Source organism: Anaerotignum sp. (assembly GCF_017483025.1).
Classification (GTDB): Bacteria; Bacillota; Clostridia; order Lachnospirales; family Anaerotignaceae; genus Anaerotignum_A.
Map to the genome: position 1 here is coordinate 1 of NZ_JAFUMA010000106.1, position 24,812 is coordinate 24,812.

Annotated in this window: 24 protein-coding genes and 1 other RNA gene; 18 read left to right on the plus strand and 7 right to left on the minus strand. The window is 48.5% G+C overall.

Features of this window, described 5'->3' with window-relative positions:
- A partial coding sequence (locus tag IJ369_RS09110) for a TRAP transporter large permease (protein WP_290718332.1) occupies positions 1 to 1,152 on the plus strand: 1,152 nt, incomplete at its 5' end.
- Positions 1,153 to 1,347: 195 nt separating this feature from the next.
- Here IJ369_RS09110 and IJ369_RS09115 read toward each other — a convergent pair.
- Positions 1,348 to 1,572, minus strand: coding sequence for a hypothetical protein (locus IJ369_RS09115; RefSeq protein ID WP_290718334.1), 225 nt, complete (start codon positions 1,570 to 1,572; stop codon positions 1,348 to 1,350).
- Between the two features lie 97 nt (positions 1,573 to 1,669).
- On the opposite strand from IJ369_RS09115, the gene IJ369_RS09120 reads away from it, so the two are divergent.
- Positions 1,670 to 2,122, plus strand: a complete 453-nt coding sequence (locus IJ369_RS09120; protein WP_290718336.1) for a hypothetical protein — start codon at positions 1,670 to 1,672, stop codon at positions 2,120 to 2,122.
- A complete protein-coding gene (locus IJ369_RS09125) occupies positions 2,119 to 2,376 on the plus strand; it encodes a hypothetical protein (protein WP_290718338.1) in 258 nt (85 codons plus the stop codon). The genes IJ369_RS09120 and IJ369_RS09125 overlap by 4 nt, the downstream gene beginning before the upstream one ends.
- Before the next feature lie 35 nt (positions 2,377 to 2,411).
- Here IJ369_RS09125 and IJ369_RS09130 read toward each other — a convergent pair whose 3' ends face one another.
- A complete protein-coding gene (locus IJ369_RS09130; RefSeq protein WP_290718340.1) occupies positions 2,412 to 2,645 on the minus strand; it encodes a hypothetical protein in 234 nt (77 codons plus the stop codon).
- 142 nt (positions 2,646 to 2,787) lie between these two features.
- Between IJ369_RS09130 and IJ369_RS09135 the strand changes: the two genes are divergently transcribed.
- The 14 genes from IJ369_RS09135 to IJ369_RS09200 all read left to right on the plus strand — a co-directional run bounded on the left by IJ369_RS09135 (position 2,788) and on the right by IJ369_RS09200 (position 17,729).
- Complete coding sequence (locus IJ369_RS09135; protein WP_290718342.1) at positions 2,788 to 3,576, plus strand: metallophosphoesterase; 789 nt, start codon at positions 2,788 to 2,790, stop codon at positions 3,574 to 3,576.
- A gap of 70 nt (positions 3,577 to 3,646) precedes the next feature.
- On the plus strand, positions 3,647 to 4,816 hold the full coding sequence (locus tag IJ369_RS09140; RefSeq protein WP_290718344.1) for an MFS transporter: 1,170 nt from the start codon (positions 3,647 to 3,649) through the stop codon (positions 4,814 to 4,816).
- Positions 4,817 to 4,940: 124 nt separating this feature from the next.
- Positions 4,941 to 5,951 carry a deoxyguanosinetriphosphate triphosphohydrolase gene (locus tag IJ369_RS09145; protein ID WP_290718346.1) on the plus strand — a complete coding sequence of 337 codons (1,011 nt, stop codon included), beginning with the start codon at positions 4,941 to 4,943 and terminating at the stop codon, positions 5,949 to 5,951.
- A gap of 222 nt (positions 5,952 to 6,173) precedes the next feature.
- The gene (gene dnaG, locus IJ369_RS09150; RefSeq protein WP_290718348.1) at positions 6,174 to 7,952 is read left to right on the plus strand and encodes a DNA primase; all 1,779 of its coding nucleotides are present in this window, start codon (positions 6,174 to 6,176) and stop codon (positions 7,950 to 7,952) included.
- Positions 7,953 to 7,991: 39 nt separating this feature from the next.
- Positions 7,992 to 9,074, plus strand: a complete 1,083-nt coding sequence (rpoD, locus tag IJ369_RS09155; RefSeq protein WP_330612988.1) for an RNA polymerase sigma factor RpoD — start codon at positions 7,992 to 7,994, stop codon at positions 9,072 to 9,074.
- Between the two features lie 54 nt (positions 9,075 to 9,128).
- Entirely contained in the window at positions 9,129 to 9,815 is a 687-nt protein-coding gene (locus IJ369_RS09160) for a class I SAM-dependent methyltransferase (protein WP_290718350.1), read from the plus strand.
- Positions 9,806 to 10,927, plus strand: coding sequence for a Nif3-like dinuclear metal center hexameric protein (locus tag IJ369_RS09165; protein WP_290718352.1), 1,122 nt, complete (start codon positions 9,806 to 9,808; stop codon positions 10,925 to 10,927). Before IJ369_RS09160 ends, IJ369_RS09165 begins: the two co-directional genes overlap by 10 nt.
- Before the next feature lie 164 nt (positions 10,928 to 11,091).
- On the plus strand, positions 11,092 to 12,753 hold the full coding sequence (locus IJ369_RS09170; RefSeq protein WP_290718354.1) for a nucleoside kinase: 1,662 nt from the start codon (positions 11,092 to 11,094) through the stop codon (positions 12,751 to 12,753).
- A gap of 160 nt (positions 12,754 to 12,913) precedes the next feature.
- An RNA gene (rnpB, locus tag IJ369_RS09175) (RNase P RNA component class A) lies at positions 12,914 to 13,267 on the plus strand.
- Positions 13,268 to 13,362: 95 nt separating this feature from the next.
- Positions 13,363 to 13,911: a beta-class carbonic anhydrase gene (locus IJ369_RS09180; protein ID WP_290718356.1), complete on the plus strand. Its 549-nt coding sequence runs from the start codon at positions 13,363 to 13,365 to the stop codon at positions 13,909 to 13,911.
- A 127-nt stretch (positions 13,912 to 14,038) separates the two neighbouring features.
- Positions 14,039 to 14,416, plus strand: a complete 378-nt coding sequence (locus IJ369_RS09185) for a BlaI/MecI/CopY family transcriptional regulator (protein ID WP_290718358.1) — start codon at positions 14,039 to 14,041, stop codon at positions 14,414 to 14,416.
- Positions 14,417 to 14,420: 4 nt separating this feature from the next.
- On the plus strand, positions 14,421 to 16,025 hold the full coding sequence (locus IJ369_RS09190) for a M23/M56 family metallopeptidase (RefSeq protein WP_290718360.1): 1,605 nt from the start codon (positions 14,421 to 14,423) through the stop codon (positions 16,023 to 16,025).
- An 83-nt stretch (positions 16,026 to 16,108) separates the two neighbouring features.
- Positions 16,109 to 16,798: an MBL fold metallo-hydrolase gene (locus IJ369_RS09195; protein ID WP_290718362.1), complete on the plus strand. Its 690-nt coding sequence runs from the start codon at positions 16,109 to 16,111 to the stop codon at positions 16,796 to 16,798.
- A gap of 97 nt (positions 16,799 to 16,895) precedes the next feature.
- Positions 16,896 to 17,729 (plus strand): N-acetylmuramoyl-L-alanine amidase, encoded by an 834-nt coding sequence (locus IJ369_RS09200; RefSeq protein ID WP_290718364.1) that lies wholly within the window; start codon positions 16,896 to 16,898, stop codon positions 17,727 to 17,729.
- A 36-nt stretch (positions 17,730 to 17,765) separates the two neighbouring features.
- On the opposite strand, the gene IJ369_RS09205 is transcribed toward IJ369_RS09200, so the two are convergent.
- Complete coding sequence (locus tag IJ369_RS09205; RefSeq protein WP_290718366.1) at positions 17,766 to 18,917, minus strand: AI-2E family transporter; 1,152 nt, start codon at positions 18,915 to 18,917, stop codon at positions 17,766 to 17,768.
- 203 nt (positions 18,918 to 19,120) lie between these two features.
- Here IJ369_RS09205 and gltX point away from each other — a divergent pair, with 203 nt between their 5' ends.
- The gene (gltX, locus tag IJ369_RS09210) at positions 19,121 to 20,569 is read left to right on the plus strand and encodes a glutamate--tRNA ligase (protein WP_290718368.1); all 1,449 of its coding nucleotides are present in this window, start codon (positions 19,121 to 19,123) and stop codon (positions 20,567 to 20,569) included.
- Between the two features lie 232 nt (positions 20,570 to 20,801).
- On the opposite strand, the gene IJ369_RS09215 is transcribed toward gltX, so the two are convergent.
- The 4 genes from IJ369_RS09215 to serC form a co-directional block, all read right to left on the minus strand.
- The gene (locus tag IJ369_RS09215) at positions 20,802 to 20,972 is read right to left on the minus strand and encodes a hypothetical protein (protein WP_290718370.1); all 171 of its coding nucleotides are present in this window, start codon (positions 20,970 to 20,972) and stop codon (positions 20,802 to 20,804) included.
- A 186-nt stretch (positions 20,973 to 21,158) separates the two neighbouring features.
- Positions 21,159 to 22,406, minus strand: a complete 1,248-nt coding sequence (locus IJ369_RS09220) for a DUF1015 domain-containing protein (RefSeq protein WP_290718372.1) — start codon at positions 22,404 to 22,406, stop codon at positions 21,159 to 21,161.
- Between the two features lie 13 nt (positions 22,407 to 22,419).
- Positions 22,420 to 23,595 carry a 3-phosphoglycerate dehydrogenase family protein gene (locus tag IJ369_RS09225; protein ID WP_290718374.1) on the minus strand — a complete coding sequence of 392 codons (1,176 nt, stop codon included), beginning with the start codon at positions 23,593 to 23,595 and terminating at the stop codon, positions 22,420 to 22,422.
- Positions 23,596 to 23,659: 64 nt separating this feature from the next.
- On the minus strand, positions 23,660 to 24,745 hold the full coding sequence (gene serC, locus IJ369_RS09230) for a 3-phosphoserine/phosphohydroxythreonine transaminase (protein WP_290718376.1): 1,086 nt from the start codon (positions 24,743 to 24,745) through the stop codon (positions 23,660 to 23,662).
- Positions 24,746 to 24,812: the final 67 nt, after the last annotated feature.

The window sequence follows — 24,812 nt, forward strand, 5'->3', positions numbered from 1 at the left end:
GCACAGAACATGGTAACCGGTTGTGACTCTTTCCCTACAATGGCTATCCCCTTCTTCATCTTCGCCGGTGAACTGATGGGCGGCGGCGGTATCTCCAAGAGACTGCTGAATCTGGCCAGCGTATTCTTCGGTAGAATCCAGGGTGGTCTGGCTATCGTAACAGTCGTTGTATGTATGTTCTTCGCGGCTATCTCCGGTTCCGGCCCCGCTACAGTAGCTGCTGTAGGTGGTATGGTCGTTCCTACAATGCTGGAAAAAGGTTATGATAAAAAATTCGTACTGGCGCTGATCGCAGCTGCTGGTTCCATTGGTGTTATCATTCCTCCCAGTATCCCCATGGTTATTTACGCTGTAACAACAAACAGCTCCGTATCCAGCCTGTTCCTGGCAGGTTTCGCACCTGGTATCCTGATCGGTCTGGTTCTGATCGCTTACTCCTACTTCTATGCAAAGAAAATGGGCTACAAAGGTGATACAGAACCTTTCAGCGCAAAGAGAGCCCTGCATGAAACAAAAGAAGGTTTCTGGGCGATCCTGTCTCCTGTTATCATCCTGGGTGGTATCTACGGTGGTATCTTCACACCAACAGAAGCTGCTGCTGTATCCGTAATCTACTCCCTGATCGTAGGTTGCTTCATCTACAAAGAACTGAACCTGAGAAAACTGATGGATCTGACAAGAAATGCTTGCGAAACAACAGCATCTATCCTGATCGTTATCGGCTGTGCTGCGGGCTTCTCCAAAGTTCTGACACTGGGCCGTATCCCTACAACAGTTGCATCTATGATGCTGTCTCTGACAGACAGTAAGATCCTGATCCTGCTGCTGATCAACATCCTGCTGCTGATCGTTGGCTGCTTCATGGAAACACTGTGTGCTATCATGATCCTGGCTCCTATCCTGTGGCCTGTAGTATCTGCTCTGGGTGTAGACGTTACACACTTTGGTATCATCATGGTAGTTAACCTGGCAATCGGTTTCATCACTCCTCCACTGGGCGTAAACCTGTTCGTAGCATCCCGTGTAGGCGAAACCACATTGGACAACGTTATCAAAGGTATCATTCCTTTCCTGATCCTGATGATCATCACACTGTTGTTCATTACATATGTACCCGCAATTTCCCTGTTCCTGCCTAATTTGATGGGCTAAGAACGATTTTGTTAAAAGCTTCTCAAGGAGTTGATTGATATGAGTATTTCGAAAAAAATAGTACAAAGTTTGCTGGACTGCGGCATCATATTGATGACAGCGCTTTGTATGTTCTACTATTATGGTTGAAACTCGATGACCTCATCTACCCTAATTAGATGCAGCTCATATTGAACTCCGGAAAGACCCCCTTCCTTATGGAAGGGGGTTTTTCAGTTTTTGGAATGCTCCTGTGACATGGGTGCCGTGACCGTTGTCGTCATAGGGCGCTGTTTTCCCGTTGATCAGATCCCGAAAAGCCACGATGCGGTTTTCCGGCAGAATAAAATCTTCCACAGGAGAGACCCCCGTATCCAGAAAAGCGATGGAGAGCCTTCGCCTGGGCGTTTCCGCAGAAAAAAGGTGTTTCATCAAAGACATGGCAAGCATCTCCTTTCCTTACCAAAATATGTGAAAAAGCATTTTTGGGGACTTCTGGGCATATCTTTATTTCAGGAAGAAAAAGGAGAGGATGCCTGTGGCAGAAAAAAACCAGATGGAGATGCTTTCGGCGCTGATGGGGGAACAGGGACAGGATGCTCTGAAGATGATGCAGCGGATGCAAAGATTGCAGCGGCTTATGGGAACGCCTGCCGCAAAGGAAAGCACACCGCCGACGGAGAAGAAAGAGGAAGTCGAACTTTTTGCCCGCAGCCGGAATGAAAATATGATCACTGCAGCCATCCCGTTTCTGAATCGGGAATACCAGAGGGATCTGTATATCATCGTTCGCCTGATGGAGATGAAGCGGGTGCTGAGCGGCGGCCTTCTGGAAGCCAGAGAACGGCAGGAAGAACCGACCCGGCTCAGACAGAGAAAGATGCTTCGGGCCATAGGGCAGTATCTTCCTGTGGAAGAGAAAAATCAGATGGAAACGATTTTGAAGATGATGGATATGAAAGAGATCATGGAACAGGAGGGCTTGAAATGAACGTATGGGATACGCCGGAGGTGCAGGCTCTGGGAGAAGCGCGCCTGAAGCTGATGCGGGAAGCGGCGGAAAAATGTAAGGGCAAGACGGGCATGGAACGGTTGGATATTTTTCTGGAATATGGCGAAAAATTATCAGAGGGCGGGCAACTGCCCCCGGAGGAACAGAAAGCCCTGCTGGCGGCGGTGGCAGCAAGCCTGCCCAAAGAAGAACAGGCACAATTGGCACAGATCATGGCAATGCTGGGACTGTGACCGTGCAAAAAAGGATGGCAGAAGCCATCCTTCTTTTATTTTTCCTGTGAAAATAATTCTAAAAATGCCAGTGCCAGCAAAGGAAAAGCGTTGTGTTGCGTTGCTTTTTGGGGAGCTCCTTTTTCTTCTGCCATGATGGGAACGGGTTCCGTTTTTGCAAATTTTTTTTGCAGTGTGGGTGCGGCCATTTCTCCTGCGGCTTGTTCTTTTCGTCTGTTGTTTTGCCGGGGCTGGGCGAAGGGTGCGGGGATTTTTTTGTTGGAATACATGGGTGCCTCCGTGGTTTTTCTTTCCTTATATATATGCTTCCAGAAGTTTTTTATGTTTTTTCCTATAAATAAACCTGATTTTGTGGTATGATTATACTAGAGAAGTCTGAGAATAGAAAAAACTCCTGAAAGGAAGCTGTAGATGAAGGAGCGAAGAGAGCGGAATTTCCGTATATTGGAATTTCGGGAAAATAAATTTGATATCGTTGGGGATGTCCATGGATGTTATGATGAACTGATGGAATTGATCCAAAAGCTGGGCTATGAAGAGAAGGATGGCTGCTATGTCCATCCCGAAGGCAGAAGGCTCATCTCCGTAGGCGATGTGGCGGATAAGGGCCGCAAGAATCTGGCATGTCTGAATTTCTGGATCGACCAGGTAAACCATGGCGGTGCCTTCTGGGTACATGGCAATCATTGCAATAAGCTGTACCGCTATTTCCTCGGCAACCGTGTCCATCTGTCCCATGGTCTGGAATTTACCGTGGCCGAACTGGAAAAACTGCCCAAGGAAGAACGGATGGCTTTCCGCAATCGTTATATGCGCTGCTATGAAAGCCAGTGCTTCTATCTGCTGTTGGATCGGAAACAGCTTGCAGTTGTCCATGGTGGTCTGCGCTCCGAATCTATTGGAAAATTTTCCAATAAAATCCGGGCGGTCTGTCTGTATGGGGAAACCACGGGCAGATTCGATGAAAACGGAAAGCCCGAACGTCTGGATTGGGCTGCGGAATATGATGGTCAGCCCTTTGTGGTCTATGGGCATACGGTGGTGGAAAAGCCGGAGATCGTCAATCGTACGGTGGATATCGACCAGGGATGCGTTTATGGCGGCTATCTGACGGCAATGCGCTATCCTGAAATGGAATTTGTGCAGGTGCGGGGCAAAAAATATGCCGAATATCACGGCGGAGGAAAAGTGCCCGAGTAAGTATTTTAGAAAGAAAAAGCGATCTCGCAGGGAACTGTGGCATCGCTTTTGTTTTTGAGGTGAGAAACATATGACACATCTGCTTTTGGCAGTGATTTACATTACATTTATCAGTCTGGGTCTGCCCGATGCCCTGTTGGGCTCCGCCTGGCCTACTATCTATCGGCAATTTGACGTGCCCCTGTCCTATGCAGGGGTGGTATCTACCATCATTTGCGCAGGCACCATCGTTTCCAGCCTGAATAGTGAACGGATGACAAAGAAATTAGGTTCCGGGAAGATGACCGCCTGCAGTGTGGCTTTGACGGCTATCGGTCTGTTTGGCTTTTCCGTCTGCACGTCCTTCTGGCAGCTTTGCCTGTGGGCTGTTCCCTATGGTCTGGGGGCTGGCGGCGTGGATGCCACATTGAATAACTACGTGGCATTGCATTATAAAAGCCACCATATGAGCTGGCTCCATTGTATGTGGGGCGTAGGGGCAGCAACAGGCCCCTATATCATGGGCTGGGCCCTGACAGGCGGTCAGCCCTGGAATATGGGTTATCGTTATATCGCCATTTTCCAGGTATTTCTGACGGTGTTCCTGTTTTTGAGCCTGCCCCTTTGGCGGGGACAGAAACAATTGCACCAGCGGATGGAAAAGCAGGAAAAGCCTTTGACCTTCAAAGAGGTTTTTGCCATCCCCGGCGCGAAGCAGATCATGCTGACCTTTTTCTGCTATTGCGCCCTGGAACAGACGGCGGGCCTTTGGGCCGCCAGCTATCTGGTGCTGAAGGGCGGCATGACGGCGGAAAAAGCGGCATCCTTTGCAGCCATGTTTTATCTGGGCATCACCATTGGCAGGGGTATCAGCGGGTTTCTGACCTTCAAATTGAACGATGCCAATATGATCCGTCTGGGCTGCAGTATTATTTTCATTGGCGTTGCGGCGATGCTGCTGCCCTTGGGCGAGGTTTCTGCTCTGGGTGGTCTGATGCTGGTGGGCTTGGGCTGTGCGCCTATCTATCCCAGTATCATCCATTCTATCCCGTCTTTGTTCGGGGCGGAAAAATCCCAGGCCATCATCGGGGTACAGATGGCAAGCGCCTATGTGGGCTTCTGCGTGATGCCCCCTTTATTTGGGTTCATCGCCAACCATATCAGCGTGGCGCTGTTGCCTGTGTTCCTGTTCGTTATTCTGGCGGTCATGGGAACCATGCATGAAAAGCTGCGGAAAATAGCAGGCGCAAATCAAAGATAAAGAAAACGAAAGCCTTGATTTTTCAAGGCTTTTTCTATTAGAAAAAGAGGATTTCTGAAGGAAACGGCGTATTTTAAAAGTAATAGGAGAAATTTGTACTTTGCGTACAAAAGGAGGGAAAGATATGGAATTACGGCTGTTTCAGGAAGAACTGGAAGAAAAAATGCTGGGGCAATATGCCGCCAGAAGCGTCAATACAAAAGGGCGGCAGAGGGAAGAGGAAAAATGCGATATCCGTACGGATTTCCAGCGGGACAGAGATCGTATCATCCATTGCAAATCCTTCCGTCGCATGAAGCATAAAACCCAGGTGTTCATCTCCCCCGAAGGCGACCATTACCGCACCCGCCTGACCCATACTTTGGAAGTATCCCAGATCGCCAGAAGTATTGCCCGTGCACTGCGACTGAACGAAGACCTGACAGAGGCCATTGCTCTGGGCCATGACCTGGGCCATACTCCCTTCGGCCATGCCGGGGAACGAAAACTGGACGAGCTTTGCAAAGACACTGGTGGTTTCGCCCATAATGAGCAGAGCCTGCGTGTGGTGGAAAGATTGGAAAAAGACGGTCGTGGGCTGAATCTGACCTGGGAAGTACGAGATGGTATTCTGAACCACCGCACCAGCGGCAGTCCCTCTACGCTGGAAGGGAAAATCGTGCAGCTTTCCGATAAAATTGCGTATACGAACCATGATATCGACGATGCCATCCGCGCAGGGATGCTGCGCCCCCGCGATATTCCCAGGGATATCGTTGCCCTCATCGGAACCAGAAGCAGCAGTCGTATCAATGCCATGGTTCGCGATACCATCACCAACAGCATGGATATCAACGATATCCGCATGAGCGGAGAAATGCGCCAGACCCTGAAAGACCTGCGCAGCTTTATGTTCCGCCATGTGTATGCCAGCGATGTGGCCCTTGCGGAGCATAAAAAAGCAGAAAAAATCGTAGGCGATCTGTTTGAATATTACATGGAATATCCCGAGGAGATGTCCTCTGAATTTCAGGCATTGCTGGAGGATGGCGACCCTGTCCGCCAGGTGGTCTGCGATTATATCGCCTGCATGACAGATCGTTTTGCCGTGGCGAAATATAATGAGCTGTTTATCCCTCAGGAGTGGCGTCTCTAAAATTTACAAGGGAAAAACAGAACAATTTTGGGTAAAATCATTACTGCATTTTGCACAAAGTTTGAAAAAGTCAAGGGGTTTTCACAAATTTTTTGTTCATCCCTACAAAATGTATACAATGGAGAAGGATTTTCCGCAAAAATGTCGAATTTATATAGCAGAAGGGAAGTGCAACAGCTTCCTTTTTGGATGTAATGGAGTTTGAAAAGTGGGGTGAGGGAAATGAGGTATCCGAAAGAGGTCGTCGATGAAGTACGCCTGCAAAACGATATCGTCGAAGTCATTTCCCAGTATGTTCCATTGAAGCAGAAGGGCAGTTCCTATTTTGGGTTATGCCCTTTTCATAACGAAAAGACAGCTTCCTTTTCCGTCAACAGCGAAAAACAGTTTTACTACTGCTTCGGCTGCGGCGCGGCGGGCAATGTGTTTTCTTTCCTGATGGAAATGGAAAACTGTGATTTTCCCGAAGCTATGAAGCGCCTGGCGGACAGAGCCCATATCACTTTGCCGGAGCCGGAAAAAAACGCTCAGGCTATCGCGGCAGAACAATTGAAGCAAAGACTGTTCGACATACACACCACCGCAGGCAGGTTTTTCCATGATTGCCTGCAGAAAGAGGAGGGGAAACAGGCGCGAGCCTATCTTCAAAAACGACAGATGGACCCCCGTATTGCCAGAAAATTCGGCATCGGGTATTCCCCCGACCGATATGATGCTCTCTTCAAGCATCTGAAAGAAAAAGGATTCACCGTATCGGATATTTTGAAAACGGGCCTTGTGCTGGAAAATAAAGACGGCAAAGGCTATCATGACCGTTTCCGTGGTCGTCTGATGTTCCCCATTTTCGATGTGCAGGGCAGAGTGGTCGGCTTCGGCGGGCGCATCCTTGCCAAGGGCGAACCAAAATATCTGAACTCTCCCGAAACCATCCTCTTCAGCAAAAGCAGAAACCTCTATGGTCTGAATTTTGCGAAGGCGGCAAGGAAACGGGAACTCATTCTGGTGGAAGGCTATATGGACATGCTTTCCATCTATCAGGCAGGGTTCCACAATGTTGTGGCATCCCTGGGTACTGCTTTCAATCAGGAGCACGCAAGGACATTGAAGCGTTTCGCCGACGATGTCATCCTGCTCTATGACAGCGACGAAGCCGGAACCAATGCAGCGCTGCGGGCCATCCCCGTGCTGGTCAAAAATGGGTTCCGTGTCAAGGTCACTCAGGTGCCCGATGGGAAAGACCCTGATGAATTTATCAAGGCAAAGGGCGCAGCGGAATTTTCTAAATTATTAGTCAATGCTGTGTATTATATATCCTTCGAGATCGCCTGCATCCAGCGGAAATATAACCTGAAAAACCCGGAACACCGCGTGCGCTTCGCCACAGAAGCGGCGGAGATCCTGGCAAAACTGGACAGCGAGATCGAACGCAACGTCTACCTGGGCGAAGTCAGCCGGGTCACAGGCGTGGAAGAAGAAGCCATCCGCAGTGAGATCAGAAAACTGATGCGAAAAGAAGATGAGGCTTTCCAAAAGGAAGCGGAACGGCGGCAGCAGAATTTGAAGACCTACAGCGTGGAAGGCAGGAAAACAGAAAAAGGGCTTTTGGAAGCCCAAAGAAGTCTCTTATACTATTGTGCCCAGCATCAGGGCGTATATGAAACCCTCAAAACCATCATAGAGGAGGATGATTTCACGGAAGACGTCTTCCGCAGAGCATTTACCCATATCGGCGAACTTTGGAGTTCCTCAGGCCATGTGTTCCCTGCCGATCTGGTGAGCCGTTTTGAGGAAACAAAGGAACAGAAAATGGCAACGGAGATTTTCGCCGTGCAGCTGCCTACGGAAAACGGGGCAGATATGGAAAAAGCCATCAATGAACAGGTAAAACGGCTGAAACGGACAAAGATCGACCATCTGACGGCAACCGCCGCCACGGTGGAAGAGATCCAAAGACTGGTGGAAGCCAAGAGAAAACTGGATTCCCTGTATATTACCATTTGATATGGTTAGACTATATGAACAGAGAAAGGAAGGATTGCGTTGAAATCCGTCGAAGAAACAACATTATTGACTAAGCTGGAAGAATTGGTCCAGATGGCCAAAAAGAAAAAAAACGTATTGGAATATAAGGAGATCATGGATCATCTGGCGGATTTGGACTTAGATCCTGACCGCATCGATCGTATCTATGAATATCTGGAAAGCCAGGGTATCGATATCCTCGGGAATATCGAAGCAGAAGAAGAGGTCGAAAAAGAACTGGACCTGACACTGCCCGAAGGTATCAATATCGATGACCCCGTGCGTATGTATCTGAAAGAGATCGGTAAGGTTCCTCTGCTGACCGCAGAAGAAGAGATCGAACTGGCTCAGAAAATGGAAGAAGGCGGCCCCGAAGGCGAAGCAGCCAAAAAGAAACTGGCAGAAGCAAACCTGCGTCTGGTAGTTAGTATCGCGAAGAGATACGTTGGCCGCGGCATGCTTTTCCTGGATCTGATTCAGGAAGGTAACCTGGGTCTGATCAAAGCCGTTGAGAAATTCGACTTCCACAAAGGCTTCAAATTCTCCACCTATGCAACATGGTGGATCAGACAGGCCATCACCCGCGCCATTGCGGATCAGGCCAGAACCATCCGTATCCCCGTGCATATGGTGGAAACCATCAATAAACTGATCCGTATTTCCAGACAGCTGCTGCAGGAACTGGGCCGTGAACCGACCGCAGAAGAGCTGGCTGTGGAAATGCAGATGCCTGAGGAAAAAGTACGCGAGATCATGAAGATCGCGCAGGAACCTGTTTCTCTGGAAACTCCCATCGGCGAAGAAGAAGACAGCCATCTGGGCGACTTTATTCCCGATGATGATATTCCCGCCCCTGCGGAAGCGGCGGCTTTCACACTGCTGAAAGAACAGCTCATCGAAGTGCTGGATACTCTGACAGAAAGAGAAGAAAAGGTACTCCGTCTGCGTTTTGGCCTGGACGATGGCAGAGCAAGAACGCTGGAAGAAGTGGGCAAGGAATTCAATGTTACCAGAGAACGTATCCGCCAGATCGAGGCGAAGGCGCTCCGTAAGCTGCGCCATCCCAGCAGAAGCAAAAAACTGAAAGACTACCTGGAATAAGATAAATAAAAGGGCGGACATATTTGTCACGCCCTTTTTTACAAGGAGAATACAATGGATATTTCGAAAAGATTAGAATTGGTAGCAGGTCTTGTCACCAATGAAATCATTGCGGATATTGGTACTGACCACGGCTATGTACCCATTTATCTATACAAAAACGGCAGGATCAAAAAGGCCTACGCCTGCGATGTGCGCAAAGGCCCTCTGGAAAAATGCAGGGCGAATATCGCATTATACGGCGCGGAAGATGTTATCGAGACTCGCCTTGGCAGTGGTCTCATCCCCCTCAAGCCCGGCGAAGCAGAAACAGCCATCATGGCGGGCATGGGCGGTATGCTCATCGTACATATCCTGCAGGATAGCCCGGAAGTGGCAGCAAGCCTGAAGGAACTGGTGCTTTCTCCTCAGCGGGATTTTGGCGAGGTGCGAAAATATCTCCACAAAATCGGCTTTGCCATCAAAGAAGAGCATATGCTGAAAGAGGATAATAAGCCCTATGTGCTGATGCGCTGCGAAAGGGAAGAAGAAAAATATGACAGGGAGATCGATTATCTCTACGGCAAGCTGCTTTTGAAGAAAAAAGACCCCGTTTTGAAAGAATTACTACTGCATGAAGAAGGAAAATACAGCCGACTTTTCAACAATCTGAAAGATAACCCCACGGAAAACGCCCAGAAGCGTTTGCCCGAGGTGGAAGAAAAGCTGGCTCTGATGAGGGAGGCATTGGCATGTCTGTAAAAGTAAAGGATATCATGGGCGTGATGGAAAGCATCGCCCCGAAGAAACTGGCGGAAGGCTGGGATAACCCCGGTCTTGCCATCGGCGACCCCGAAAGGGAAGTAAAGAAGATTCTGGTGGCATTGGATGTCATTGAGCCTGTCATCGAAGAGGCGAAGGCCATCGGTGCGGATATGATCGTAACGCACCATCCCATGCTGCTGTTCAAAAAAATCGAAAGCATTACTACAGAAAACGCATTGGGCAGACGTATTTTTAACCTGATCGAAAATGGTATCGCTGCTTTTTCCGCTCATACGAATCTGGATGTGGCGCAGGGCGGCACAAACGACGTGCTGGCAGAGCTGGCGGGTCTGCAGAATATCGAAATCCTCGACGAAACATGGGCGCAGGCGCTGAAAAAAATCGTAGTTTACGTGCCTGTTGGCCATGAAGATGTTGTCAGAAACGCCATGTGCGAAGCAGGCGCAGGCCATATCGGTGCATATTCCCATTGCACCTTTGGCGCAGCGGGCAAAGGCACCTTCCTGCCTCTGGAAGGTACGAATCCTTTCCTTGGCGAGCAGGGCAAACTGGAAGTTGCCGATGAAATTCGTCTGGAGACTATCGTTCCTGCGGAACAGGTGAACGCAGTGGTAAAAGCGATGATTTCCGCCCATCCTTATGAAGAAGCAGCATATGATATCTACCCCGTGGAACAGAAGGGCAAAAAAGAAGGTATCGGCCGCATCGGCGAACTGCCGGAAGCTGTGCCTTTCAGGGAATTTGCCGCAATGCTGAAGGAAAAACTGCATCTGGATGCCATCCGTCTGGTGGGCGATGGCGATAAGATGGTGAAAAAAGTGGGCCTTTGTACCGGCGCAGGCGTGGGCTTTGTGGCCCTTGCCCATGCAAAGGGCTGTGATGCCTATCTGACTGCAGATATCAAATATCACGACGCCCAGGAAGCCGTGGAAAAGGGCATCGCTGTGGCAGATGTGACCCATTACGAAAGCGAAGTACTGATTGTGCCCGTGCTGCAGAAAAAACTGACAGAAGCGGCACAGAAAAATGGCTGGGATATGGAAGTTGTCTGCTCCAGGGTGGATGGACAGACTTTTTGGCACGTGTAAACCAAAGGTTCAAAAAGTTCATAAATTTTCTGCCTGCAGAAAAATTTATAACTTTGAAACCTGCAAAATCATGAGAAAAGAAGCCGATAGGCGATTTTTGAATGATTTTAGGAGCGTGGGAGTGCGAAGCACGGAACGCTCCGTGTTATAAGGAGGTGCATTTTGTGGAAACAAATAAAATAAATGTTATGGGGAAAGAAATGCAGATTAAAGAGGGGATGACCTTTGGCGAACTGGCGAAAGAATTTCAGGGGGAATTTCCCTCTGCCATCCTGTTGGCAAAGCAAGGCAATTCCTTGAAGGAACTGGATTATCAGATCAAGGATGGGGAAGATATTTCATTCCTTGACCTACGGGATGAAGAGGGCATGCGCGTGTATCACCGCGGCGTATCCTTTCTGCTGGTGAAAGCAGCGCGGGACGTTATCGGCGAAGATGCCATGGTTGCCATTGAACATTCCCTCCGCGGCAATCTTTACTGCGAAATCAGAGACCCTGAAATCGCAGTGACAGAAGGATTGCTGCAAAAAATTGAAGATAAAATGAAAGCCTATGTGGCGGCGGACCTGCCCATTGGGAAAAAGACTTTCCGCAAGGACAGAGCCGTCGAAGTTGCGAAAAAACAGGGGATGCAGGATAAGGCGGAACTGTTCCGTTTCCGCCGTGCGTCCAATGTGAATCTGTATGAACTGGACGGCTTTTATGACTATTTCTATGGCTATATGCCTCCTTCCACGGGCGTGTTGAAGCTGTTTGCGTTGGTGCCTTATGAGAACGGCTTTCTGATCCGTTTCCCTGACCCCGCGAACCCTGCAGAATTGCTGCCTTTCCAGGATTCTCCCAAAATCAGCAAAACTTTCATGGAACAGATGCGCTGGAGCCAGCTGATGGGCGTTTCCAACGTGGCAGATTTGAATAACAGCATCGTTGAGGGAAGATTTGGCGACCTGATTCGCATCAATGAAGCGCTCCATGAAAAGAAAATTGCAGAAATCGCCGATCAAATCTATCAGAGAATGGATAAGGTACGCGTAGTGCTGATCGCAGGCCCTTCTTCCTCCGGCAAGACGTCCTTTGCCAACAGGCTGAGTATCCAGCTGAAGGTTCTTGGCGTGAAGCCCCATAAGGTTTCTTTGGATGACTATTTCCTGAACAGAGACGACACCCCTCTGGATGAAAACGGAAAGAAGAATTTTGAAGTTATCGAAGCCCTTGACCTGAAACAGCTGAACGAAGATTTGAAGAAGATCATTGCCGGCGAAAAGGTGGAATTGCCTTTCTACAATTTCATCACAGGAAAAAGAGAATATAACGGCGATTTTGTTCAGCTGGGCGAAGGGGAGGTTCTGGTCATGGAAGGTATCCATGGCTTGAATGACCGCCTGACAGCGGAGATCCCCGCGGAAAATAAATTCAAAATTTTCATCAGCGCCATTACGCAGCTGAATATTGATGACCATAACCGCATTTCTACTTCCGACAGCCGCCTGATCCGCCGTATGGTGCGCGACCATCAGTTCCGCGGCAGAGATGCCAGAACAACGATTTCCACATGGAACGAGGTGACTCAGGGCGAAGAAGACAATATCTTCCCCTTCCAGGAAAATGCCGATGCGGTTTTCAATTCTGCGACGCTGTATGAACTGAGCGTATTGAAGCAGTACGCGGAACCCCAGCTTTTCGCCATTGATTCTTCCATGCCTGAATATGTAACGGCGAAACGTCTCATCAAATTCCTGGGTTATTTCCTGGCGGCGCCCGGGCTGGAGATTCCCAATAATTCCCTGATCAAGGAATTTGTTGGCGGCAGCTGTTTTAAGGTTTGACAAGAAAAAGTTTTTGATTTATAATGTTTTAGATTTTATGCGGAGAGTATCTCAAATCCTTCGGATTTTCGGTACCATTGCTACGCAAAGCAGCCATAAAGCTATTTAAAATAAGTAAACTTATTTTAACTGCTTTTGTGTCTGCCATTCTCCGCTTATGTGAGTAAGTTGGACAGTCGCGTCTGGTGCGTCAGCACCGATGAGGAAAGTCCGGGCTTCGCAGAGCAGGGTGCCGGCTAACGGCCGGTGGAGGCGACTCCAAGGATAGTGCAACAGAAATAGACCGCTTGATCATGGCTTGCCATATCGAGTAAGGATGGAAAGGTGGGGTAAGAGCCCACCGCTGCGGCGGTAACGTCGCGGGTCCCTGTAAACCCCACCCGAAGCAAGACAAACAGAGACTATGGGGCTGCTCGTTCCGTCTCGAAAAAGTCGCATGATGCCGCTGGCAACAGCGGACCAAGATAGATGGCTGTCTGAAAAACAGAACCCGGCTTACAGGCTTGCTCTCAACCTTAAAAACGAAGGACCCTGGTTTTTCCAGGGTCTTTTCATTTTTCCGAAAATACAGTATAATCATAGAAAAGATTTACATAAGAGGTGATTTCCATGAATGAATTTGTCAAAAAGATGCTGGAATACAACCGTGTATTCGTTGAGCATGGATTATACGAAAAATATGCCACAACAAAATATCCCGACCGTAAGATCGCCATTTTGGCCTGCATGGATACCCGCATGACAGAACTGCTTCCTGCAGCACTGGGCCTGAAAAATGGTGACGTAAAGCTGATCAAAAACGCCGGTGGCCGTGTGATGCACCCCTACGGCAGCGTTATTTTCAGCCTGCTGGTGGCAGTGTATGAACTGGGCGTGGATACTGTCCTTGTCATCGGTCACGATGACTGCGGCGGCAGATTGTTAGACCCTAAGGAAATGATTGCGAAAATGAAAGCCCGCGGAATCACCCAGGAAGCCATCGACCATGTGGATGAAAACCACAAGAACGTAGAGCAGTGGCTGACTGGTTTCGGAGATATTTATGATTCCGTACAGAGCACTGTAGATGCCATTCAGGAACATCCCCTTCTGCCTAAGGACCTGGAAGTTCTGGGCTTTATCATGGATCCTCATACCGGGGCAATGCGTGCCATCTAAATATATGAAAATGAAGTCTCTTTTCTTAAATTTTTATGAAGAGAGACTTTTTTATTGACATTTTAAACATACAAGTGTATGTTATAAATATAAAAACATACAAATGTATGTGAAATGAGGTGAAAAAATGGAAAAACAAAAATTGCCTGATACGGAATTGAAAGTGATGCAGGTCATCTGGCGCAGCGAAACGCCCATCAGCACTTCCGCTATCCGGGAAGAACTGCAAAAGGAGCGTCCCTGGAACCTTTCCGCTTTGCAGACTCTTCTGAGCAGGCTGGTGAATCGCGGTTTCCTTGCCACAGAGAAACAGGGCAAAAGCCGCTATTACGACCCTCTGGTATCTGAAGAGGAATATCTGGCGGAGGACAGCCGCCGCTATTTCCAGAAATGGACCGGCGGTTCCCTGAGAGACCTGGTGGCGTGTCTCTACGAAAATCATTCTGTGACGAAAGAAGAGCTGGAAGATTTGAAAGCATTCATCGAGCAGGAGACAAGGGGGTGAGCCCATGGGCATTTTTCTGGAATATCTGAAGATTAGCCTTTGGATGGCGCCCGTCATCCTTGTTGGCCTGTGGCTTCTGCCGAAGCTGTCGAAACGGTACACGGCAAAGCTGGCCTATTTTGTCTGGCTGATCATCGCTCTGCGGCTCATCGTGCCATGGAACCTGACCTTGCCCGCGGAAACAGCGCCGATTCAACTGGATATTCCCCAGGAGACCATGGTGCAGTGGGTTCCTGTTGATTTAAGCAGGGATGCAGCGAATGTCGCTGCCGAAGCAGAGAAAGCTCCTGTAACCCTGACTGAAATGAGGAACGCGGCGGAAGAAAAGACAAATTTGATTATGCCGATGCAAATTGTATTTGCCCTCTGGTTGGCAGGAGCGTCGATCTCACTGCTGCGCACAGCAGCTTCTACCTATCAGTTGAAAAAATTGCTGAAACGCTGGGAAAAAGCCCCTTCCGAAGGAACGGCAAAGTTTTATGCAGAAACAGCAGGGGAGAGCAGACCGCCGTTGTTCATCTGCCCAGCCTTAGAAACGCCCATGGCAGTAGGCTTGTTTGATACGAAGATTTACCTGCCCCATGAGGAATATGGCGAACAGGAACTGGAAATGATTTTCTGCCATGAACTGATTCATTGGCGTAGAAAAGACATCTGGTATAAATTCCTGCTTGTGATGGCAAGGAGCATCCATTGGTTCAATCCTCTGGTGTGGTTCATGGCGAAGCGGGCAAATCGGGATTTGGAAATTTCCTGCGATGGGGAAGCGGTGCAGGAAAAGGATATGGTATATCGGAAGGCGTACAGCCTGATGATTTTGCAGGAAGCAGAACGGGGCATTCAAAAGCAGGCGGCGCTGACCACCTGTTTTACCGACGGCAAAAAGGCATTACAGGAAAGGCTGGTGGAAATTTTGAACGGAGAAAAGAGAAAAAGAGGTATGGCATTGATCGCTATGACATTGATTTTGGCACTGAGCTGCGGTTGTCTGGTCGGTTATGGAGGGGCAGACCCCATAGAAGAACAGGAGATTTTTGCAGAGCAGAAGGCAACAAATGCTGCGACAAAAGATGAAATTACAGCATCCGAAACAGTGGCGAATCCCGACAGTCTATCTGACTATCCGGCGGAAGGCGCAGCAAATTCGATAGAGGAGAAGGAGATTTCTCCGGAACAGCAGATGACAAATGTTATGATAGAAGAAAACACAATAGCTGAGACGGTATCGAATGGCTATATTCCCACCGGCTATCCTACGGACAGCATGACGGTGTCCGCTCCTTTCGTCATGGGGGAGGATTCCTTTAAAAAGCATACGGGTATGGATTTTCCGACTGAGGGTAATGTTCCTGTTCATGCCACAGCCGACGGCATCATTTTGGAAGCGGGCTTTGACAGCAGCAAAGGCAACTATGTGAAGATCAACCATCTGAATGGCTACACGACCCTTTATGCCCATCTTTCTGAGCTGGATGTAAAGGCTGGTGATAAGGTGGCAAAAGGTGATGTCCTCGGCTTGACGGGGAAAACAGGCATGGCGGTAGGCACCCATTGCCATTATGAGATTCAGTTAAATGACGTCTATCAGGACCCTGCAAATTACTTATAAGTATCAGAGAAAAGGCACGCGATTGCGTGCTTTTTCTGTTTATGGTATGATGAAAACATATTTTTTGCAAAGGAGAGATTACCATGAACGTGACATATCTGCACCACAGCGGCTTTTCCGTGGAACTGGAAACAAAGGTCCTGCTGTTCGATTATTATACAGAAGGCGGCCGCAAGGCTTATTTCGACCCTGCGGCATACGGTGATAAGGATATTTTTGTATTTGTATCCCATGCCCATGAAGACCATTACGACAGACGCATCCTGAACTGGGGCGCTCTGCCTAATGTAAAGTACGTCCTTTCTTCCGACGTGCGGACAGAGATGGATTTTGCAGGGGAAATTCTTAGAGTGAATCCCCATGAAAGCCATGATTTTGGCGGTATCCATATCGAAACCCTCCAGTCCAATGATGAAGGCGTGGCATTTCTGGTGAAAGCCGATGGCAAAACCATCTACCATGCTGGTGATCTGAACTGGTGGCACTGGAATGGCGAGCCTGATTTCTTTAACGATGATATCAAAAAGAGCTACACCACAGAGATTGATAAGCTGAAAGGCGAGAAAATCGACGTTGCTTTCGTCCCCGCCGATCTGCGCCTGCAGGATAAATATTTCTGGGCAGTTAATTATTTCCTGCAGACCGTAGGTGCGCCTGTTCTCTTCCCCATGCATTTCTGGGGCAGATTTGATGTCTGCGAAATGCTGAGACAGCTGGGCTATGGCGAAACGATCGTAAAAATTACAAAGGAAAATGAAAAATTTGAAATTTAATTAAGAAATTTTAAGAAAATCTTCAAGTTCTTCCGATGAGATTGGTTTATACTGGAAGAAGCAACTCGTTTCAGGGGAAGATGAGAGGAAGAAAGACATGAAAGGCAAAAACTGGCGTGAATATGAGCCGCCCAAAAAGCAGCGGCAGCCAAGAACCACATATGAGCAGCGCAGCCACCGCCGCAAGCGGAAGGGCGGTTTGCTGGGAAAACTGAAAATTGCGGTGATTTTGTTTGCCATCGGCTACTTTGGCTTTCTGGCATACTATACCTTTTTCCATAAACCATATACGATTGCCCTGGACGCAGGCCATGGCGGCGTGGATATCGGCGCAGAGGGCATCATCAACGAAGTGGAACTGACGGAACGCACCGTTGCGGAACTGCAGACCCTTCTGGAAGAAGATGGGCGTTTTCGCATCATCCTTTCCCGCAAGGAAGGGGAAGATATGTCTATCACCGAGCGGAATGAAAAATTTCAGAAAAAGCACCCTGATCTGATGCTTTCCGTTCACGGCAATGCCAGTGACGACAGCAGCGCCAATGGCTTCGAATGTTATCCATCCCCTCCCGGTTATGAAAACCATGAGGTCAGCCTTGCCTTTGCCCGGCTTCTGGCGGAAGAAATGGAGACCGTAGGGGCAAAGCTGCGGGGCAGCGGTACGGAAGGCGTGCGTTTTGGCTATTATGACAGCAGCGGAGAAAAAGTTCTGGTGGATTCCACTGATATGGAAATTTACGATATGGATACCTTCGGCATGCTGAAAAATATGGATTGTCCTGCTGTTCTGGTGGAACAGTGCTTCATCACTAATGAACAGGATGTAGCAGAATTTGGCACGGAGGAAGGCTGTAAAAAAGCAGCCGCCGCCTATTACAGAGCCATTTGCCGCTATCTGGAAACATTGGAAGAAAACCCAGCCACAGAATAAAAAAGAAAGACCATCGAATTTACGATGGTCTTATTTTTATTGGATGTTCAGATTTTTTTCATCCAGCCGCTTGTTTACGTTTTCCCTCAGCAGGGCATACAGCACAGATACCACAGGGATAAACACCAGCATGCCCAGCACCCCGAACAGACTGCCCCCCAGGGAAACTGCCGCCAGCACCCAGATAGCGGGCAGGCCGATGGAGCCGCCGACCACCTTAGGATAAATCAGATTCCCTTCGATTTGCTGCAAAATCAGGAACATAATGACAAAAGCCAGTGCCTGTGTTGGATTTACTGTCAAAATCAGGAACGCCCCAACGGCGCAGCCGATGAATGCCCCGAAAATAGGGATCAGGGCGGTGAAAGCGATCAGTACCCCTACCAACACAGCGAAGGGGAAGCGGAAAATGGTCATGGCGATGAAGAACATGACACCTAGGATGACGGCTTCCAGGCATTGCCCCGTCAGGAAACTGGAAAAGGTGCGATAGGTTAGGGAACAGATACGCAGGACTTCTTTGGCATGTTCCTCTTTTATATATGCAAAGAACAGCTTTTTCATCTGTCTGCTCAAAAACTGCTGCTGCAGCAGGATATAGCAGGCGAAAACGAAGGAGATAAAGAAAGTGCCGACACCGCTGACAATGCCTGTGGCAACGCTGATGGTGGAATCCAGCATGGTATTTGCGCCTACGCGGAAGAAGGTTACCATCTGATTAAGGATTTCATCCCATTTCAGGTTGGATTCGATCTCTTCGATATACAGGACCAGTTCGGGGTTATTTGCAAAAAGCAGTTCCACTTTTTTCAGCAGAGCAGGAACTTTTTCGGGCAGGGTTTTGCCCAGCATGGCGATGGTGCTGCCCAGTTCAGGCAGAACAACAACGACCACCAGGCCCAAAATGACAATGACCAGAGCCAATGCCAGCACAAGGCTCAGGGGGGCAGCGGCCTTTTCCAGCTTGCTGCCGGGTTTTGCGTGGCCAAACAAGCGTTTTTGGATGCGTCCCATGGGCACGCTCAGCACAAAAGCGATAGCGCCGCCCAGAATAAAGGGCATCAGGATATGCAGGATGAATTTCGCTGCCCCCAGCACCACATCGAACCGCAGCAGGCCCACCAGAATCACCAGAGTAAAAACGATCAACCCCCGCAATTTGCGGATGTTTTCTTTATCTAATTGCATGAGATCAACTCCTCATAATTTCTTAGATGATATTATCAGAAAGTATATCATAAAAAGGTTTTTTTAAGCAATAAAAAGCCAGATCGTTTACAGTTAATTTACATTTTCTCGGCTTTTTTGGGGGATTATTCTTTACAGCGGGGGCATTTCCGTTTAAACTAATATGAGGAATGTCCGATTATTTTCAGAAAGGAAGAAAAACTATGGAAATCAGAACAAGATTTGCGCCCTCTCCTACGGGCTATATGCATATCGGTAACCTGCGTACTGCGCTTTATGAATACCTCATCGCGAAATCTCAGGGTGGTAAATTTATCCTGCGTATCGAAGATACAGACCAGGGTCGTCTGGTGGAAGGCTCCATCGATGTCATCTACAAAACAATGAAAATGACAGGCCTGCAGCATGACGAAGGCCCCGATATCGGCGGCGATTACGGCCCCTATGTACAGAGCGAACGTATGGGTATGTACATGGACTATGCCAAAGAACTGGTAGAGAAGGGCGAAGCATACTACTGCTTCTGCACAAAAGAAAGACTGGAAAGCCTGAAAGAAGCAAATGCAGAAGGCGCTTCCTTCGCAAAATATGACCGCCACTGTCTGCATCTGTCCGCAGAAGAAGTACAGGCAAAACTGGATGCAGGCGAACCCTTCGTAATTCGTCAGAAAATGCCCGATGCAGGCACAACAACATTCAGCGACGTTGTTTACGGCGATATCACAGTAGACAACACAGAACTGGATGACCAGATCCTGATGAAAGCCGATGGTTTCCCCACATACAACTTTGCAAACGTTGTGGATGACCACCTGATGAATATTACGCACGTTGTGCGCGGCAGTGAATATCTGTCCTCCACACCCAAATATAATCTGCTGTATAAGGCATTTGGCTGGGAACCTCCTGTATATGTACACCTGCCTGCAGTTATGCGTGATGCACAGCATAAACTGTCCAAACGTCACGGTGACAAATCCTTCGAAGATCTGGTGAATGAAGGCTATGTCGTAGAAGCGATCATGAACTATATCGCTCTGTTGGGCTGGAGCCCTTCCGATAACACAGAGATCTTCTCCCTGCAGGAACTGGAAGAAAAATTCGATATCGCCGGCCTGAGCAAATCTCCTTCCATCTTCGATATCAAGAAGCTGACATGGATGAACAGTGAATATTTGAAAGCCATGGATTTCGATAAATACTTCGAACTGGCACAGCCTAAGCTGGAAGAAGCCCTGGCTGGTACAGACCTGGATCTGAAAAAGATCGCTGCTCTGCTGCAGAAACGTCTGGAAACACTGAATGATATCCCCGGTCTGGTGGCATTCTTCAAGGAACTGCCTGAATACGGCACAGAACTGTATACCCATAAGAAAATGAAAACAAACGATGAGATCGCCCTGGCTAGCCTGCAGGCTGCTCTGCCCGTGATGGAAGGCATCACAGACTGGAATACAACAGTGATCCACGATACACTGATGGCGCTGGTTGGCGAACTGGGCATCAAGAATGGTCAGCTGCTGTGGCCTGTCAGAACAGCCCTGTCCGGCGAACCTACATCTCCCGGCGGCGCCATGGAACTGGCAGATATCCTGGGTAAGGAAGAATCTATCCGCAGAATCAAAAAAGGCATCGAATTGCTGAGCAAATAAAAATCAAAAGGAATGGCGAAAGCCATTCCTTTTTCTTGTTCATAATTCGTTCAGGATTTCTTAAGAAATTCTTCGGATTTTGTACAAATGCCATTCAAAAATGGATGATATGATAAGAATGTCAAAAGGAACGGACCACCTTTTGAATACATAGTATATACCCTTCCCTAATAATAATTGTAAGCAAAAGAGCAGATCACACCAGAATCTGCTCTTTTGCTTTGTATAGGGGTCAGGGCATCATGCTGTCCATCATGTCATCGATGGCTTCTTCTGCTTTTACTACCATCTTTTTCCCTTTTTTCACGACCTTCTGATAAGCCCGTTTGTCCTTCATCATATAGCCGATGCCTGCCATGGTCATGGCACCGCCGATGAGCATGCCTGTGGTGAATTTGTTCATTTTTTATCCCTCCCTTTTCGATATCTTTATTATGAGCCGAAACAAAAATAATCCTTCTGGAATTTTTTGAAAATAAAAACAGCCTCTGTATGGGATACAGAGACTGTTTTTCATTTACAAAAAGTATCGGGTCAAGGGGCTGAGCTCCTTGCAGGTGTTCGAGGGCAGAGCCCTCGAAGAAGGTCTTTAACCTAAATCATGGATAAACAGACCGCTTCTCAGCTTGGGTTCGAACCATGTGGACTTAGGAGGCATTGTCAGCCCTTCATCTGCCACATCCATCAGTTCTTCCATGGAAGTAGGGAACATAGAGAAGGCCAGCTTCATTTCGCCGCTGTCTACTCTTTCTTCCAGTGCTTTCAGGCCGCGGATACCGCCGATGAAGTCGATGCGCTTGTCTGTTCTGGGGTCGCCGATGGCCAGTACAGGTTCCAGCAGTTCCTTCTGCAGGATGGAAACATCCAGACCCAGTACAGGGTCGTCTGTGATGATCTCTTCTCTTGCTGTCATCTTGAACCAGTTGCCTTCCAGATACAGACCGAAGGTGTGCAGTTCTTCGGGCTTGTAAGGGCCTTCGCCTTCGTAAGGTTCCACGATGAATTTCTTGCCGATCTCTTCCAGGAAACCAACAGCATCATAACCGTTCAGGTCTTTTACCACACGGTTGTAGTCCATTACATAAAGTTCATCTTTCGCAAAGAGAACGGACAGGTAATAGTTGAATTCTTCTTCGCCTGTGTAATCGGGATTCGCTTCTCTGCGCTTCAGGGCAACCTTTACGGCGGAAGCATTTCTGTGGTGGCCGTCAGCAATGTAGAGATTTTCTACATCCTGGAAGGACTGCACCAGCATGCCGATTTCTGTATCACTGTCGATCACCCATACGGTGTGACCGATGCCGTCTTCGGAAACGAAATCATATTCGGGTTTTACTGCTGCTGTCCATCCGTCGATGATGGCTTTGGCAGTGGGATTTTCCTTGTATGCCAAGAAAATTGGGCCTGTGTTGGCGTTCAGCGTATCCACGTGGCGGATACGGTCTGCTTCCTTGTCCGCTCTTGTCAGTTCATGTTTTTTGATGGTGCCGTTGATATATTCATCAACGGAAGTACAGCAAACCAGACCAGTCTGGCTCTTGCCGTTCATGGTCAGGCGGTAGATGTACAGATTGGGCAGAAGATCCTGACCCAATATGCCATTTGCTACCAGAGCATCCATATTTTCCTTCGCCTTTGCGTAAACTTCGTCGCTGTAAATATCTGTGCCCACGGGCAGGTCTACTTCGGCTTTATCTACATGCAGGAAGGACAGGGGTTTGTTCTTTACCATTTCTCTTGCTTCTTCGCTGTTCATTACGTCGTAGGGCAGTGCCGCCACATCTTTTGCGTAATTTGCCGCAGGGCGGATGGCCATAAAGGGTCTGATGGTTGCCATAGGGGTATCCTCCTTATTTCAAAATACGTACTTTGATAACAGTGTTGATTGCGTACAGGTCGTCGATCATATCCTGAATATTCTCAGGTAAATTATCGCATACGATGATGTTATATGCAAGTTCGCCTTTGGAGTTGTTTACCAGTTTGTCGATGTTTACGCTGTATTTGGTGAAAACCGCACCCAGCTGACCGATCATGTTCACGATGTTCTGGTGGCAGATGCAGATACGGGGTTTGCCGTTGTAAGGAACTACGCAGTTGGGGAAGTTCACGGAATTTTTGATATTGCCGTAGGTCAGGTATTCTCTGATCTCCTGAGCCGCCATGATGGCACAGTTTTCTTCGCTTTCAGGAGTGGAAGCGCCCAGGTGAGGTGTTACGATGATATTCCAGGGGTCGCCCAGCAGGTCTTCGGAAGGGAAGTCTGTCATATAGCGGGCGATGATGCCGTCTGCGATGGCTTTTTTCAATGCTTCATTATCAACCAGACCGCCGCGGGCAAAGTTCAGCAGGCGGGCTCCGGGTTTCGTTACGGAGAACAGCTTTTCGTCGAATGTATGTCTTGTTTTATCGTTCAGAGGAATATGTAATGTGATGTAATCTGCCTTGGCAACCAGTTCTTCCATGGATTCTTCATGGACAACGTTGGGGGACAGATGCCATGCGCTTTCCAGGGAAAGGAAGGGGTCATAGCCGATAACATCCATACCTAAGTCCAGCGCGGCATTGGCAACCTGTACGCCGATGGCACCCAGACCGATGACGCCAAGAGTTTTCCCTGCAATTTCGGGGCCGGTATAATTTTTCTTTCCGGCTTCGACAGCTTTTTCAACGTTTTCATCGCCATCTTTCAGGGTCTGTACCCATGTAGCACCGGCGATGATGCGTCTGGAGGATGCAAATAAAGCAGCCAGTACCAGTTCCTTTACGGCGTTGGCATTGGCACCGGGTGTGTTGAATACGGGCACGCCCATTTCTGTGCATTTATCGATGGGGATGTTGTTTGTGCCAGCGCCTGCTCTGGCAACGGCCAGCAGGCCTTTGTTCAGTTCCATCTTATGCATGTCAAAGCTGCGCAGGATAATGCCATTGGGGTCTTCTGCGTTGTTGTCCACAACAAAGGTTTCTTCGGGCAGTCTTGCCAGGCCTGTTTCTGCGATGTTGTTCAAAGTACGAATGGTATACATATCTGTTCTCCTTTTTTCTCTCTTATATGCACGAAAAGGGTCGTTGTTCACGACCCTTTTGAACTCATTTATTTTCCATCTCGAATTTCTTCATGAATTCCACTAATTTTTCCACGCCTTCCACGGGCATCGCGTTATACATACTTGCGCGCATGCCGCCGACGGTGCGGTGACCTTTCAGGTTTTCAAAGCCCTGTGCCTTTGCTTCCTGGATGAATTTGGCGTTCAGTTCTTCTGTAGGCAGAACGAAGGGCGCATTCATCAGGGAACGGTCTTTCTTTACAACAGTGCCGCGGAACAATTCGGACTGGTCCAGGAAATCATAGAGGATGCCAGCCTTATGTTCGTTGATCTTCTGCAGAGCCGCAACGCCGCCCTGCCGTTTCACCCAGTCGAATACCAGGCCCATGAAGTAGATGCCGTAGGTAGGGGGTGTGTTGTAAAGGGAATTATTTTCTGCGTGGATATCATAACGCAGCATGGTCGGTGTGAAATCCATGGCGTTGCCCAACAGGTCTTCTCTCACGATGACTACTGTTACGCCGGCGGGGCCAAGGTTTTTCTGGGCCCCTGCGTAGAGCAGGCCGAATTTTGTAATATCGATTTCCTGAGAGAGGATGGAAGAGGACATATCGCCCACCAGGGGCACATTGCCTGTATCGGGCAATTCCGTCCAGCGTGTGCCGTAAATGGTGTTGTTCAGTGTGATATAGAAATAATCCGCTTCGGGGTCAAATTTCGTTTTATCCAGTTCGGGGATGTGGTCGAAGGTTGAGTCTGCTGAGGAAGCAACGATGTTCACTTTGCCGTAGCGTTTTGCTTCTTCTGCCGCTTTTTTCGCCCACTGGCCTGTGATAACATAATCCGCCTTGTTGTTTTTGTTCATCAGGTTCATGGGGATCATGGCAAACTGGGTTGAGCCGCCGCCCTGCAGGAACAGAATCTTGTAGTTGTCGGGGATATGCATCAATTCTTTGAGATCAGCCTTCGCTTTATTCAAAATTGATTCGAAAACTTTTGAACGGTGGCTCATCTCCATCACTGACATGCCTGCTGAAGGGTAACAAACCAGCTCGCGCTGTGCCTGTTCCAGAACTTCCAAAGGCAGCATGGAAGGACCTGCTGAGAAGTTGTATACTCTTTTTTCCATAGATAAGCCTCCTTACTTCGCTTGATGAGAGACACTTGACCGTCTATTACGGACAATGCCAATATAA

Coding starts and splice junctions, on each gene's coding strand:
- IJ369_RS09165 (WP_290718352.1), top strand. CDS start 9,806: ATGTCTGTAAAAGTAAAGGATATCATGGGCGTGATGGAAAGCATCGCC.
- IJ369_RS09215 (WP_290718370.1), bottom strand. CDS start 20,972: ATGAACAAATTCACCACAGGCATGCTCATCGGCGGTGCCATGACCATG.
- IJ369_RS09200 (WP_290718364.1), top strand. CDS start 16,896: ATGAAAGGCAAAAACTGGCGTGAATATGAGCCGCCCAAAAAGCAGCGG.
- IJ369_RS09205 (WP_290718366.1), bottom strand. CDS start 18,917: ATGCAATTAGATAAAGAAAACATCCGCAAATTGCGGGGGTTGATCGTT.
- IJ369_RS09225 (WP_290718374.1), bottom strand. CDS start 23,595: ATGTATACCATTCGTACTTTGAACAACATCGCAGAAACAGGCCTGGCA.
- IJ369_RS09145 (WP_290718346.1), top strand. CDS start 4,941: ATGGAATTACGGCTGTTTCAGGAAGAACTGGAAGAAAAAATGCTGGGG.
- IJ369_RS09160 (WP_290718350.1), top strand. CDS start 9,129: ATGGATATTTCGAAAAGATTAGAATTGGTAGCAGGTCTTGTCACCAAT.
- dnaG (WP_290718348.1), top strand. CDS start 6,174: ATGAGGTATCCGAAAGAGGTCGTCGATGAAGTACGCCTGCAAAACGAT.
- IJ369_RS09130 (WP_290718340.1), bottom strand. CDS start 2,645: ATGTATTCCAACAAAAAAATCCCCGCACCCTTCGCCCAGCCCCGGCAA.
- IJ369_RS09220 (WP_290718372.1), bottom strand. CDS start 22,406: ATGGCAACCATCAGACCCTTTATGGCCATCCGCCCTGCGGCAAATTAC.
- IJ369_RS09125 (WP_290718338.1), top strand. CDS start 2,119: ATGAACGTATGGGATACGCCGGAGGTGCAGGCTCTGGGAGAAGCGCGC.
- IJ369_RS09140 (WP_290718344.1), top strand. CDS start 3,647: ATGACACATCTGCTTTTGGCAGTGATTTACATTACATTTATCAGTCTG.
- IJ369_RS09180 (WP_290718356.1), top strand. CDS start 13,363: ATGAATGAATTTGTCAAAAAGATGCTGGAATACAACCGTGTATTCGTT.
- IJ369_RS09190 (WP_290718360.1), top strand. CDS start 14,421: ATGGGCATTTTTCTGGAATATCTGAAGATTAGCCTTTGGATGGCGCCC.
- IJ369_RS09115 (WP_290718334.1), bottom strand. CDS start 1,572: ATGTCTTTGATGAAACACCTTTTTTCTGCGGAAACGCCCAGGCGAAGG.
- gltX (WP_290718368.1), top strand. CDS start 19,121: ATGGAAATCAGAACAAGATTTGCGCCCTCTCCTACGGGCTATATGCAT.
- IJ369_RS09185 (WP_290718358.1), top strand. CDS start 14,039: ATGGAAAAACAAAAATTGCCTGATACGGAATTGAAAGTGATGCAGGTC.
- serC (WP_290718376.1), bottom strand. CDS start 24,745: ATGGAAAAAAGAGTATACAACTTCTCAGCAGGTCCTTCCATGCTGCCT.
- IJ369_RS09135 (WP_290718342.1), top strand. CDS start 2,788: ATGAAGGAGCGAAGAGAGCGGAATTTCCGTATATTGGAATTTCGGGAA.
- IJ369_RS09195 (WP_290718362.1), top strand. CDS start 16,109: ATGAACGTGACATATCTGCACCACAGCGGCTTTTCCGTGGAACTGGAA.